General features: G+C 42.5%; 15 protein-coding genes. 12 read left to right on the top strand and 3 right to left on the bottom strand.

Features of this window, described 5'->3' with window-relative positions; genetic code table 11:
* Window positions 1-220: 220 nt before the first annotated feature.
* Complete coding sequence (locus GVN16_RS12280) at window positions 221-1,132, bottom strand: PLP-dependent cysteine synthase family protein (RefSeq protein WP_166564192.1); 912 nt, start codon at window positions 1,130-1,132, stop codon at window positions 221-223.
* Window positions 1,133-1,304: 172 nt separating this feature from the next.
* On the opposite strand from GVN16_RS12280, the gene GVN16_RS12275 reads away from it, so the two are divergent.
* The 12 genes from GVN16_RS12275 (at window position 1,305) to GVN16_RS12220 (ending at window position 10,253) form a co-directional block, all read left to right on the top strand.
* Window positions 1,305-1,649, top strand: a complete 345-nt coding sequence (locus GVN16_RS12275) for a nuclear transport factor 2 family protein (RefSeq protein ID WP_166564191.1) — start codon at window positions 1,305-1,307, stop codon at window positions 1,647-1,649.
* A 114-nt stretch (window positions 1,650-1,763) separates the two neighbouring features.
* Window positions 1,764-2,366 (top strand): RNA polymerase sigma factor, encoded by a 603-nt coding sequence (locus GVN16_RS12270; protein WP_166564190.1) that lies wholly within the window; start codon window positions 1,764-1,766, stop codon window positions 2,364-2,366.
* Entirely contained in the window at window positions 2,363-2,803 is a 441-nt protein-coding gene (locus GVN16_RS12265; protein WP_166564189.1) for a hypothetical protein, read from the top strand. Before GVN16_RS12270 ends, GVN16_RS12265 begins: the two co-directional genes overlap by 4 nt.
* Before the next feature lie 61 nt (window positions 2,804-2,864).
* Window positions 2,865-3,287 carry a hypothetical protein gene (locus GVN16_RS12260; protein WP_166564188.1) on the top strand — a complete coding sequence of 141 codons (423 nt, stop codon included), beginning with the start codon at window positions 2,865-2,867 and terminating at the stop codon, window positions 3,285-3,287.
* A 25-nt stretch (window positions 3,288-3,312) separates the two neighbouring features.
* Window positions 3,313-4,977 (top strand): S41 family peptidase, encoded by a 1,665-nt coding sequence (locus GVN16_RS12255; protein ID WP_166564187.1) that lies wholly within the window; start codon window positions 3,313-3,315, stop codon window positions 4,975-4,977.
* Between the two features lie 186 nt (window positions 4,978-5,163).
* A complete protein-coding gene (locus GVN16_RS12250) occupies window positions 5,164-6,357 on the top strand; it encodes a serine hydrolase (RefSeq protein ID WP_166564186.1) in 1,194 nt (397 codons plus the stop codon).
* Between the two features lie 143 nt (window positions 6,358-6,500).
* Window positions 6,501-7,337, top strand: coding sequence for a hypothetical protein (locus tag GVN16_RS12245; RefSeq protein ID WP_166564185.1), 837 nt, complete (start codon window positions 6,501-6,503; stop codon window positions 7,335-7,337).
* A 9-nt stretch (window positions 7,338-7,346) separates the two neighbouring features.
* Window positions 7,347-7,973: a hypothetical protein gene (locus tag GVN16_RS26000; RefSeq protein ID WP_205748847.1), complete on the top strand. Its 627-nt coding sequence runs from the start codon at window positions 7,347-7,349 to the stop codon at window positions 7,971-7,973.
* 9 nt (window positions 7,974-7,982) lie between these two features.
* On the top strand, window positions 7,983-8,711 hold the full coding sequence (locus GVN16_RS12235; protein ID WP_166564184.1) for a carbon-nitrogen hydrolase family protein: 729 nt from the start codon (window positions 7,983-7,985) through the stop codon (window positions 8,709-8,711).
* A 3-nt stretch (window positions 8,712-8,714) separates the two neighbouring features.
* Window positions 8,715-9,086, top strand: coding sequence for an iron chaperone (locus tag GVN16_RS12230; protein WP_166564183.1), 372 nt, complete (start codon window positions 8,715-8,717; stop codon window positions 9,084-9,086).
* A gap of 165 nt (window positions 9,087-9,251) precedes the next feature.
* Window positions 9,252-9,800, top strand: coding sequence for a Panacea domain-containing protein (locus tag GVN16_RS12225; RefSeq protein ID WP_166564182.1), 549 nt, complete (start codon window positions 9,252-9,254; stop codon window positions 9,798-9,800).
* 198 nt (window positions 9,801-9,998) lie between these two features.
* Window positions 9,999-10,253 carry a hypothetical protein gene (locus GVN16_RS12220; RefSeq protein ID WP_166564181.1) on the top strand — a complete coding sequence of 85 codons (255 nt, stop codon included), beginning with the start codon at window positions 9,999-10,001 and terminating at the stop codon, window positions 10,251-10,253.
* A gap of 9 nt (window positions 10,254-10,262) precedes the next feature.
* Here the strand turns inward: GVN16_RS12220 and GVN16_RS12215 are convergent, their stop codons facing one another.
* Both GVN16_RS12215 and GVN16_RS12210 read right to left on the bottom strand, forming a co-directional pair.
* Window positions 10,263-12,284, bottom strand: coding sequence for a tetratricopeptide repeat-containing sensor histidine kinase (locus GVN16_RS12215; RefSeq protein ID WP_166564180.1), 2,022 nt, complete (start codon window positions 12,282-12,284; stop codon window positions 10,263-10,265).
* Complete coding sequence (locus GVN16_RS12210) at window positions 12,281-12,994, bottom strand: LytTR family DNA-binding domain-containing protein (protein WP_166564179.1); 714 nt, start codon at window positions 12,992-12,994, stop codon at window positions 12,281-12,283. The genes GVN16_RS12215 and GVN16_RS12210 overlap by 4 nt, the downstream gene beginning before the upstream one ends.
* Window positions 12,995-13,129: the final 135 nt, after the last annotated feature.

Below are 13,129 nucleotides of genomic sequence, written 5' to 3'. Positions count from 1 at the left end.
GCCGTTTCCTGATGGAAAACCGGCCTGATACACATCTTGAAAGATTTACTATGCTATTGAGTGAAATATACTATAAAAGTACCAACCCCTAAATTCTCGCAGCTTTTAAAACTGAATTGTTATGGTGGAACAGGCCAACGACGTCACCTTAACCATTTGGCGGGTATAATCTGGTGACAAATGCTTATGGATTTGTCACCGTTTGTATCTGATTCTTAACTCAACGGTATAAATCTCCTTTCAGGTATTTGAGTCCTGAATCCACAATGATCGTGACGATTTTTTTGCCTGGCCCAAGAACTCTCGCTCTTTGAATTGCCGCCCAGACGTTTGCCCCGGAAGTCACTCCTCCGAAAATACCCTCGAGTTTTGCCAGTTTCCTCGCCGTTTCATAGGCGTCTTCATCAGAAACAGCCATAACCTCATCTGCCAGATCCATCCTGCAAATAGATGGAACAAACCCCGAACCTATACCTTCCAGCTTGTGCTTCCCGGAAATATCTCCGCCCGAAAGTGCACGCACATGAAGCGGTTCGACAGCTATACAACGGATACCCGGTATTTTCTGTTTAAACACTTCGGCGTTGCCCGAAAAACTTGCCCCGGTTCCTACCCCTGTAATAAACTCATCAATGGTATCACCCAATAGGTCCATGATTTCACGGGCCATGGCATGATAGGCCTGACGGTTATCAATATTATTAAACTGATCGGTCCAGAAAGTGTTGGGTTGAAAGCTCAGCTCTTTTGCTCTTCCGATCATTCTTGTAAACAGCTCTGCGGTTATTTTTCCCCCATCGCCGGGCAAAATCTCGAGTTCAGCACCAAACGCCCGCATGGTCTTGAGTTTTTCTTCTGAAAACGCATCTGAAGAAACGAAGTGAGCTTTATAGCCTTTTATGGCACAAATCATGGCTAATGAACTTCCTGTTGATCCTCCGGTATATTCCACCACCGTGCCGCCGGGTTGCAGCTCCCCTCTCTCTTCAGCTCCCTGTATCATCGACAAAGCCATCCTGTCCTTCATACTGCCTGTCCGGTTAGCATTTTCACATTTGACGTAAATCTCAGCCGAACCAGGTTCGGACATACGTTCCAGTTTTATCAAGGGAGTTTTTCCTATGCCTTTCATCAGGTTGGTTTTCAGGGGTTAATTAACGGATTCAATTTAATGATTTAGAATCCAATTCTTTTTATCTTGTCTCAACAATTTATCCAACGGTTAAACCCCGCTATAAAAAACCGCGGAACTCTCACTGTATCTAGAGTAATTTAATACATTTGCTAAAAACAAAACCACAAATATGGACGCTAAAAAATTTGCAGAAGAATGGGTGGCCTCCTGGAACTCCCATGATATGGAGGACATCTTAAGTCATTACTCCGATGACATCGAAGTGACTACGCCAATGATTAAAATGGCAACTGGCGGAGAAACCAGTACATTAAAAGGCAAAGAGGCTGTGGCCGCTTACTGGAAAAAAGCCATGAAGAGGTTACCCGATCTTCATTTTGAGTTACTTGATGTGACAGAGGGTGTTGGCTCGGTTGCCTTGTATTATAAATCCGTCATGGACAAGAGATCTGTAGAAGTCATGTTCTTTAACGAAGAGGGCAAAGTAAACAGGATGTTTGCTCATTACACCTGAAAAATATCTGCCGGTCAGATAAAATTATGATACTTTCCTGAACCTGAATAAGTCTTCAGGCCAGGGATTGATTTTTCTTGCAACATTTTCTGGCTTGTTCTGTCTAATCCTGAAGTGGAATACAAAGTAAACAATCCGGCTGACCGATTTCTGGTTGATAAGGTTTTGAGTGGTGACACCAAAGCTTTCAGATCAATCATGAAGAACACTGAAGGATTGGTGGCACAGATTGTCTTCAAAATGATTGCCAATAAAGAAGACAGGAAGGATATCGCACAGGATATTTATCTGAAGGTGTTCCAAAAACTTGGAAATTTCAGATTTCAGGCAAAACTTTCTACCTGGATTGCACAAATAGCCTATCATACCTGTCTTAATTACCTTGAAAAGAGAAAATTGCTGCTCCCGGACCCGGGTAGCGGCCAATCCCATGAAGAAATATTGGAGAAACTGATCAGCCAACCTGATATTTTTAATAATGAAACAGAAATACTCTTTTATAAAAAGGAGCTGTCGGGCATACTGGGGACCGAAATAGATAAACTTCCTCCTGTCTATAAAACCCTGATCAGCCTTTATCATCATGAAGAACTGAACTACACCGAGATTGCCGAAATAACACAACTTCCGGAAGGAACCGTAAAAAGTTATCTGTTCCGGGCGAGGAAAACACTCAGGGATAACTTGTTGCTCACTTATAAAAAAGACGCTTTATGAGAAAAGAACATCTTAATGATATTGAAATTCAACAATATGTTTTCCAAAAGGAAGATTGTGACTCAGGACTGATCTCACATATGCATTCCTGTGAAACATGCAGGTCACAAGCCGAACACTACACCTTTTTATTTAAAGAGTTCAGCCAACAGGAAAAGCCTGTTTTTGATTTCGATCTTGCCGGTATTGTGATGGAACAACTGCCGCAGTCTGAAGTCGCTCGTGAAAAAACGGCTTCCCGGTTTTTAGTTTTCTCAGTCATTTTTTCAGTATCTGCCCTGCTGTATTTCGGAGGAAATCAACTGCTAAATCTTTTCACTACGATCAAACCCCTGTCCATCGGCCTGATCATTATTTCCGTTCTCGGGCTTTTCGGCTTCTTATCCGCCGATATGTGCAGGCAATACCGGGCCAGGGTAAAAGCTTTAAATTTTTAGTAATCATTGCAACATAAAACAGATTAGCCTGTCTAATCACGTATAAATAATAAGATAAAAAATGAAAAAGATCATTTGTTTGCTTGCCGGAATGATATTCCCTCTTTTTGTCAATGCACAGGACAACAGGTACCCAGAATACACCAAGGAAATTTTTAATGTCTGTGCCTCCATTTTTACTTTAGGCCTGGTCATGATATTCATCCTGGCCATTATGAAGCGTACCATGGACCATAAGCTCAAAGACAAGATCCTTGAAAAAGGCGTTCCTGATGAAATCGTATCTTCTGTTTTAAAAACAAACCCAAAAGAAGACAGAAATTTAAACATTAAATGGTTTGCCATTCTGATGGGTCTGGGCACAGGTCTCGCCATTATTAATTACACGCTTCCCATTGGCATCCATTCTCTGGCCATCATGGCTTTTTCGATAGCAGCCAGTTTTTTAGGCTACTTCTTTTTCCTCAAACAATCAGAAAAGTAACCGCTGATTTAAAACATCAATCAATATGAAACCAGGTCAATTCCCCACCACCTTATGGGGCAGGAAGTTCATTGCTTTTTTCTTCGTTAGCTTATTCTTTTGTCAGGTCATCCTGGCTCAGCAAAAGCTTGCAGTAATAAGGGCAAACTCAAATAAAGTAAGCATTAAAGACGGGTCTGTATATCAGAAAGGCATCTGGAACATTTCTCCGGAAATCAGGCCGGATGTTTACCAGACCTTAGAACCGCGACACGAAAAAACCATCGTTTTTTATACAGATATTGATTCCATTTCTGTTAAAGTGGCCCCTCAGGCTACTTATGACTTCATCATTTTATTGAACAACAGGGATAGCTGCTATACCAGAATATCCAATATTAAACCTGTTAAAGAACCTGAAAAAAAACTTATTTTAACCGACCTCCTGTCACCTGAAAAACTTAAGCAGGATTTTACAACCTTCCGAGTGGCATTAGAAAAAGAGCATGCCGGATTGTATCGCTATAAGAGCAAAAAAGAAATGGACGCCATATTCGACAGGTATTTCGCGGCTTTGGACCATCCGGTGTCTCCGATAGAGTTTGGAAAAACAGTCTTATCTGTGATCAGTGCCCTGCAGGACGGGCATACCCGAAGCAATGTTCCGCGTCTCCTCGGAAGTTACTACAGCGACAACATCAAAGTGTTCTCTCTTTTTCTTTATTTCATTGAAAACAAGGCGTATGTGCTTTGTGGGCAGGAACTGCCCGCTCAGGCAGAAATTCTAACTATTGACGGCCAATCGGTTGCAGACATACAAAGCGAGCTTTTCAGATACCTGCCTTCAGACGGGACCATTGAAACGAAAAAAAGGAGTCAGCTTAATGACGGAGCATTCCCAATATTGTATCACTGGATTTTCGGTGACAAGCATTCGTTCCGGGTTGAATTTAAAAACAAAAATGGTGAAACGGGCACTATTAATCTGGCAGGTAAATCAGTGAAAGATATTGAATGTGATTTCAGGAATAAACCGGCGGTTACAAAACCTCTGCAGCTTGATTTTCTTCAGAATAATGTGGCACTGCTTACGGTGAAATCCTTTGACGATAACAGAATCAATGCAGCACAGTTAAATTTCAGAGAATTTCTTGAAACCTCATTCAAAGAAATCAATACCAGGAAAATCAGCACTTTAATCATTGATGTAAGAAACAACGGAGGAGGGGCTGACGATTATGGAGCCTTGCTTTATTCTTATCTGACCGGTAAACCTTTCAAATATTTCGCTTCCAAGTCGTCCGTCACTTCTGCCGTAACACTTCAGGAAAATCCGCTTCTGGGTTTTCAGCAACCACAAAAAAATAACTTTACAGGAAATATCCTGTTCCTGATCAATGGTGTCAGTTTTTCTACCACCGCTGATTTTTGTTCAATAGCCAGAAGCCAGAACCGCGGGAAATTTATCGGTGAAGAAACGGGTGGGGGGTATTACGGTAATACCTCCGGAAAAAGCGTCACAATTACCCTGAACAATAGTCAAATTGAGGTCACGATACCTCAGTTTAAATATGTAAATGATGTAAAAAAAGCAAAATACAAGGACCGGGGAACCATTCCTGACTATATAGTTCTGCCATCCATTGAAGACGTCATTCTGAACAAAGATGTTCAGTTAAACTACGCTTTGAAGCTGGCAAATACGAAATAATCGCTCCCTTTTCTCTGAATAAAATGTTTTTGACAGAATCGGAAGCCTGAATATTAATTTGGTGTAATTTGCAATATGGTTCATTATAAAGAGACTTACTTTTTATAATGAACTTTGCAGCTTTTCCCAATTTGCCAAAAGCTGGTAAACAAGCCTGGTTAGCTTCATATTTCATCAAAACAATTCATGAAAAACACCTTACTGTTCTTTCTGCTGAGCTGTTCTTTTCTATATGCTCAAAAAGCAAAACCTAAAAGTTATTTCCCCTCCCCAACAAACTGGCAACAAAAAACGCCGGGGGAACTCGGGCTAAAATCTGAGGGCATTGAGGCAGTCAGGGCTTATGCAATAGCTCATGAGTCTAAAAACTCCAGGATATTGAAAGACGATCAGGCCACTAGTTTTGGCAGGGAACCTTTCGGACATATCGTCGGCCCAATGCCTGACAGAGGCGAGCCTACGGGGATCATCATTCATAAAGGATATATTGTATCGAGCTGGGGAGAGCCATTGAGGTGCGACATGACCCACAGCGTAACGAAGAGTTTCCTCAGCACGGTGGTGGGCGTCGCGATAGACAGCGGCCTTATCAAAAGTGTACATGACGTAGTTTATCCTTACATTCCTGCTACTGAAGTGTATGATCCGCAGGAAGGGAAAGGGCCGTCACAACTCATCGACCTCTTTGGCACTCCCCATAACAAAACCATCACCTGGAATGACCTGTTACGCCAGACCAGCGACTGGGAAGGAACCTTATGGGGAAAGCCTGAATGGGCCGATCGCCCGGACAGCTCAAGAGTCGACTGGAAAACGAGGGAAAGAAAAAAAAGCGGGAGTGTGTATGAGTACAACGACGTCCGGGTCAATGCCCTGGCGTTGGCTGCAACCAATATCTGGCGTAAACCGTTGCCACAGGTCCTCAAACAAAAAATCATGGACCCGATCGGAGCATCCGGCACATGGAGATGGACGGGTTATCGCAATGCCTGGATCGTGCTGGACGGACAAGCCGTGCAGAGTGTCAGCGGGGGTGGTCACTGGGGAGGAGGTATGTTGATCAATGCCTATGATATGGCCCGTTTCGGTTTACTCAACCTGCACAGAGGTAGATGGAACGGTAAACAACTTATCAGTGAAAACTGGGTAAAACAAGCCCTGACCCCTACTCCGGCCAAGCCTGATTACGGATTTATGAACTGGTTTCTCAATACAGATAAAAAATTATTACCCTCCGCTCCTGCCACAGCTTTTATGCATGTCGGCAACGGAGCCAACATCATATATGTCGATCCGGAGCATGAAATCGTGATGGTCATAAGATGGATTGACTATAAGACCTTGGATGGTCTGGTAAAGGAATTGCAGAAGGCTTTTTAGAGAGAAGTCAGTTTTTAAGAGCCTGGTAACACAACCGAATAAACCGACATTTGACCGTTATATAAAATATTCATAATCAGCTTTTTGGTGCTTTTTATTTTGCCTACATTTGAATGGTCTGCAACATTTAAACTACCATAGCTATGCAAAATAAACTGTTATTGCTGCCCCTGTCTGTTTTTGCTTTTACTTCTGTTTTTGCCCAGAAAGTATCTATCAGCAAAATCGACGAATCCCGCTCCACTTCTGATGGCTCATTTATGAACAGGTGCGAAATTGAACTGAAAATTTCAGGTGATGAGGTAAGAAAACATAAGTTTGCAAAGATCTCAGCACTGAGCAAGGTCACGGACGACCAGGGCCTGAATCTGCTGAAACCGGATAAAGATGATTTCAAATACGAGGCCATAGATGAAGATGCGAAGGTGAAGATCGAAACGAAAATTCCTGCCAGAAAGGCCACCGTAATCAAGGAAATTGCAGGAGAGCTGAGTTTTTATACTCCGACAGAAGCCGACGGTTCCGTCATCAAAATCGCCAATTATGAGAAAAAAACAAACGTTAACCTGACACCCAGAATCTCAGGCTTTCAGCTGATTTATTTAACTAAAGAGTCGCTTCTGAAATACCAGGAAGAGCAAAAACTAAAAAAAGAGGAGGAACTTAAAAAAATGCCGGAAGTATCGCGTAAATTGGCAGAAAGTCTGCTGGGGGCACTTGAGAGCCTCTCAAGCATGTTTGACGACCCGAATCAGATGACTTTTTATATTGACGGAGACCGTTCAAAACTGGTGGATTTGTTTTTTGAAGATGCCGGCGGTAAACGGATAAGCTGGAACGGCAGGGCACAGTCCAATGAACTGGTTACGTTTATTTTTGACGAGGCCCCGACACCGGGCTCTAAGCTGGTGCTGAATGTTGAAACCCCCGGTTCTGTCAAAAAACTGCCATTTAAATTAACTGACGTAGAATTACCATAGAAAAGATTTATGAAGAAAACCGGGACCTATAAAAGTGTCACAGAAGCTTTGAAAGCCCTTGACAACGGCGGAAGATTTTATAATTTGTTTACCAGCGGAGATGATGAAGTCATCAGTCTTGCTGAAGTAGGTAAAGTCGCCGGAGTTGTTGTTGACCGCCAGAAGAGCATTCTTTTCCTTGACCTCTCCATTTCAGATCTGGGTCAGAAGGAAATTGATGTAATCCTGGAAAAAATGGACTCCTCCCTGCAATCCGCCTGGCAAAAATACAAATCAGGCAAGTTTACCCCTTCAGAGGCGGTAGCCGGAGCCGGAATGTCCTCGAATGCTATTATAACGGGAATACCCCGGCTGACCGATGCCAGATCAGCCTTATCCGGTTTTGTACTTATTTCAATTCTGGTTAACAAAGTCCCTGTAATGATGCCGGTACCCATCACTGATGAATATGATATTTACGAAATCCGGGATGAAGCGGGTTCTGATGCTTTCCTGATAGCCCATTCCAGGAGTGAGGAAAAACTTCCTGAAAAAGCCATCAAAGCTGCCGGAGTAATAAAAGAGATATTTACCGAAGAAGGAGAAACAGACCCTTCCAAAAAATTCCTGGAAGTGCTGTATTATTCGGAAGTCTGATCTAAAAAAATGAAAATTTGTGTAGCTCAAACCAGGTCTTTAAAAGGTGATATTCTGAAAAATATTGAAAATCATCTTAGGTTTATTGAGTTGGCTATTGCTTTTCGTGCCGACCTTATCGTTTTTCCTGAACTCTCATTAACGGGTTATGAACCTGAACTAGCCGGTAAACTGGCCTCAGATGTTGATGATGCCCGGCTGCGGGTTTTCCAGGAAATAAGTGATAAAAATCAGGTCACCGTCTGCGTTGGTATGCCCGTAAAAAGTTCTGGAGGTATCAGGATCGGGATGATTATTTTTCAGCCGGATCAAGACAGACTGGTTTATGCGAAGCAGTATTTACATGCTGATGAACTCCCCTATTTTGTGCCCGGAGAAAAGTCCGTTCATCTGAACATCAGGGATACAAAAATTGCCCTGGTCATCTGTTACGAATTATCGGTGCCCGAACATTCGGAAAACGCCTTTAAAAACGGTGCTGATGTGTACCTCACCAGCGTTGCCAAAACAGCAGACGGTGTCGAAAAAGCAGAAAAAAGTTTATCTCAGATAGCTGAAAGTTATTCTATGATCACCCTGATGTCAAACAGTATCGGTCCTTCCGACAACTTCATCGGGGCAGGAAAATCAGCTGTATGGCACAAAAACGGGGAATTGGCAGGACAATTAAGTAGTGCAGAGGAAGGTCTTCTTATCTTTGATACAGAAACGCAGGAACTCATTCAAAAAACAATATAAGTTATGGCCGAGAATAAACCTGAAAGTATTGATGAATACATATCCGGATTTCCTGAGGAAACCAGGGAGATCCTTAATCTGGTAAGAAAAACCATGTTATCAGCAGACCCGTCCATCGAGGAAGGAATCAGCTATGCTATGCCTGCTTTTAAATACAGCGGAAGCTTCATCGTTTATTTTGCGGGGTATAAAAAGCATGTCGGGGTTTACCCTGTGCCTAATAACGAGCCTGAATTCGAGCAGGATTTTGCGGCTTACAAGACTTCAGGAAAAGGTGCCATCCAGTTTCCGCTGAACAAACCTATGCCATTGGACCTGATCACAAGGATTGTAAAGTACAGAATAAAGAAGAGCCTGGAGAAAAAAGTTAAATAAAACCGGATGATTGCGGCTTGTTAATAATTTTAGCAAATCAGGAATTTCAATATGATCAAAAACTATTTATGATACTTTTACGTAGTATTTGAAGTATATTTGTAATGAATAATCCATAAACACTTGCTTACAGTCTTTTGACAAGCCAATAATTACCTTCCATTTATGACAGAGAATAACCATTTTGATTTTGACAAAGCGAAAAACGCTCTTCTCTATATAAGCAATAGTATAGGAGAGTCTGGCTTTTTGAAAATATTCAAAATCTTATACTTTGCCGAAAAAAAACATCTTGCCCGTTTCGGCAACATGATTATTGAAGAAAGATATATTGCTATGAAAAATGGCCCGGTACCTTCAAAAATCTATGATATATTTAAGGCTTTCAGAGATGACGAAACCTTTCAGAAACTACCTAAGGGATTCGCTTCAGCTTTTGAATTAATAGGAAATCATAATATCAGGGCCAGACATAACGCTGAACTTGACTACCTTACTCAATCTGATATTGAGTGCCTGGATATCTCCATCAGGGAGAATAATCGTCTGAATTTTGCTCAGCTTTCTCATAAATCACACGACCTGGCCTGGAACAATGCCAACGAAAACGATGAAATCAACATCCTCGATATGGCGAGGGCTGAAGGGGCTGACCAGGAAATGCTCGATTATATTGTTGATCATTTAGAACATAAATCTATACTCTTTGCTTAAATGAACTTAGGTGACCTTCTCCCGGAGGATCAAAGTCTGTCACTCGCTCAAAAATTGCTTATCCCTGGTTGTGTTATTAAAGCGTTTGTAAAAGACACCAATCCACCCAAAATAAAATATTACATCGTGCTTGGAAAAATAAACGAAGGAATATTACTCGCTTCGTTTTATATTAACTCCAACTTAAACGGGATAATAATGAGAAGTCCCGTACTAAGCGATTTACAGCATCTTATCAGGAAAAACAACTATAGTTTTCTTAGTTACGACAGTTATGTCGATTGTTCAAAACTAAACCAGCATAGTTTTTCCGAAGTCCTGAATCAGGTGAAGCACAATCCTGTTATTGTTGTAGGACAGATAACCCAGGAAGATTTCAATATCGTGGTGGAAATGATGAAAAGATCTCCCAATATCAGTAAGATACATCTTCGCGAGTTAGGATTTGATTAAAAGAACCCCTCACCCAAACACCAACCGAAATTCCATCCCTCTCCCAGAATTAGGCTGAACAGAAATTTTACAGGCAATGGCTTTGGCGAGGTCACGGACTACATGCAACCCCAGTCCTGATTTGATACCGATTTCTGCCTCTTCACTGAACAGGGCGTTCAGCTGCCCGGCAGAAGTTCCGGGGCCGTTATCAATGATGGCCAGTATTACCTGACTCCCTTTCTTTGTGGCTTCCCAGCGGATCTGCGGATCGGGCGTGGCAGCTAAAGCTTTCACCGCATTATTGGTCAGGTTTTGCATGATGGTTTTCAGATAATCCTCGTCGGTTACTACTTTCAGAGAGCCGGGGTTCTCAAAACTGAAACTTATCCTTGTTTCGCTCACAAAAAACTTCTGAATGTACCCGAATAAGCTATCCACTTCAATCTCCCGGGATTGCGGCTTAAAATGTTGCATCTGGCTCTTGCTCCAGAGCAGCATCGACTCCATGTTTTCAAGCAGGTTTTCAGCTGATTCAGTGATTCTCTTCTGATGAGAAACTACGGCCTCGGCAGATAATAAGTCCGGAGCTTCTTTTTGTAAATGCAGGAAATTAACCAGGTTAGCCACCGGGCTACGCAGGTCATGACTTAAAATCGCAAAAAAACGGGCCTTGATTTTATTGGCTTCATCCAGCTCTGAATTGAGACGGAGCAACTGTATATTAGCCCTTTTTCTCGTCTGGTTTTGCCAGTACAGCAAACCCACAATGGCGACAATCAGCCCCAAACCAATCAGTAGCCCAATCCGCTGCCGTTTCTGGGCATCCAGTTCAAGTTGATTGATCTCAATCTGCTTATCCCGCAATTCTATTTCCCGCTTTCCCTCCAGCCCGGCAATGTTATTTTTGTTTTCCTGGGAATACAAAGAGTCCTGGACATTCTGATAATCCCTGAAATTAAGATATGCATTTTTATAATCTCCCCTGATGGCCTGAAGTTCGGCCAAAGGCCCCTTGAAATAAGATTCAGCTCCTACTTCTCCTTTCTGATTACTCAGAAAAATGGCCTTTCTTAAATACTTTTCTGATTTGCTGAGGTATTCATTTCTTAAAGATATTCCCAACGAAGGCGACCCCTCTCTTACTTTGTCGAGGTAAATCACCCCGATATTTCCCAGGTTGTTAATCGCATCAGAATGCATAGGATTCACCTCGTCCCACATTTGTTCGGCCTTCAGAGCATAACTGATTTTCTGTGGTGAATCCCTGGGATAAATCAGCGACATATAAGTGTATAAGTTGGCGAGGGCGTCCTTATCTTCTGTTTTCAGCAATAACGGCAGAGCCTTTCTGAAATATTTGCCGGCATTAAGCGTATCCTTCAGGTCTACGTAAATATTCCCGATATTACTCATAGACCGCCCCACTTCCCTGTCCGCATTAACGGCTCCGGAACTGACCAGTTTCCGCCTTATGGCCAGGGCCCGGAATGCATACTCCAGGGATTTCTTCGGGTTTTTCTGTGCGATGTATACATTGGAAATATTGGCAAGGGTATTTCCCATCATGTATTTGTCGTCGGTCTGCTCCGCCATTTTCAGGGCTGCAAGGTAATATTCAACTGCCTTTGTAAAATTAGAATTAAGATTCTGCTCTGCAGCACCCATGTTGTTTAATGTCGAAGTCATATTGGCCTTATCATCTGCCTTCTTCTGAATGACATAGCCTTTTTTATAATAATGCATGCAGGAATCATACACTCCCATGCCACTGTATGCCTGGGCGATGTAGGTGATAAATACGCCGATACCCCTCTCCCACTTCATGGCTGTGGCCAGTTTCAGCCCGGTTTTGCTATACTCCATCGCTTTGCTGACATCTATAAAAAAATATTCATCTGCCACACGCTTATGCAGCCTGACCTTAACCGTATCATTTTTTGCCCTGGGAATTTCAGACAAGAGAGAGTCGATCAAAGCCTGACCTGCTTTCTGCCCCGAAACAGGATAGCAGCAGCCGAGGAGTAAAAATATGATGCTTAACTTTTTCATTTCAAGTTCAGAACCGCGTCTTTGTAACTGCGACCCACTGGAAGAGAATAATGCTGAACAAAAACCTGCTGAGAGGTGACCTTGTCAATAAAATGAGGCTGCACTGCATAACTCCGGTGAATCCTTAAAAAGGAACTGAACGCCGTTTCATGCAGCAACTGCCCGATAGACGACAACACGCTGTATTTTTTTGAAGTCGTGATAATCCGGGTATAATCCTTTAATGCTTCCAGGTAAACAATGTCATGAAGGTTGAGTTTGATTTTTTCATGTCCGTCTTTGATAAAGACCGTATTGTCACTCCCCAGGCTGTATTCAAACAGCCGGGCTTTATGCCTTAACTCCATATAGTGCTGCACACGGTTCATACATTGCTCAAACCGCTCCGCCTTAAAGGGTTTCACCAGGAAGTCGAGGGCTTCCATGTCAAAACTATCGGCAGCATAATCAACATAGGCCGTAATAAAGATGCAAACAGGGATTTTCATCATCCTGGACCGGAACTCCAACCCGCTGAGTTCAGGCATATCAATGTCGCTGATCAGCACATCCACTTCAACATCCTTAAGAGCAGCCAGGGCTTCGGTGGCAGAAGAAAACACACCTATAATATCTAAAAACGGGTATTTTTTGGCAAACACCAAGGCGGTCAGGCGATCAATCTCATTGTCATCAACAATGATGCAGGTATATCCGGATGGCGTTGTCATATCAGATTTCAGAGTCTGCCAGGTGGCTTTTCATTGAATAGAAATAGCTTTTAAACAGAGCTTAAAACCAGTGTTTTTTCGCTTTTAATCTGCTTTCTGTACAAGTTAGACATTCAGGTCTTCTTTTCAAAGAAG

This window comes from Emticicia sp. CRIBPO (assembly GCF_009905725.1).
Taxonomy (GTDB): Bacteria; Bacteroidota; Bacteroidia; order Cytophagales; family Spirosomataceae; genus Leadbetterella.
This window is presented reverse-complemented; position numbering and strand designations above follow the sequence as displayed.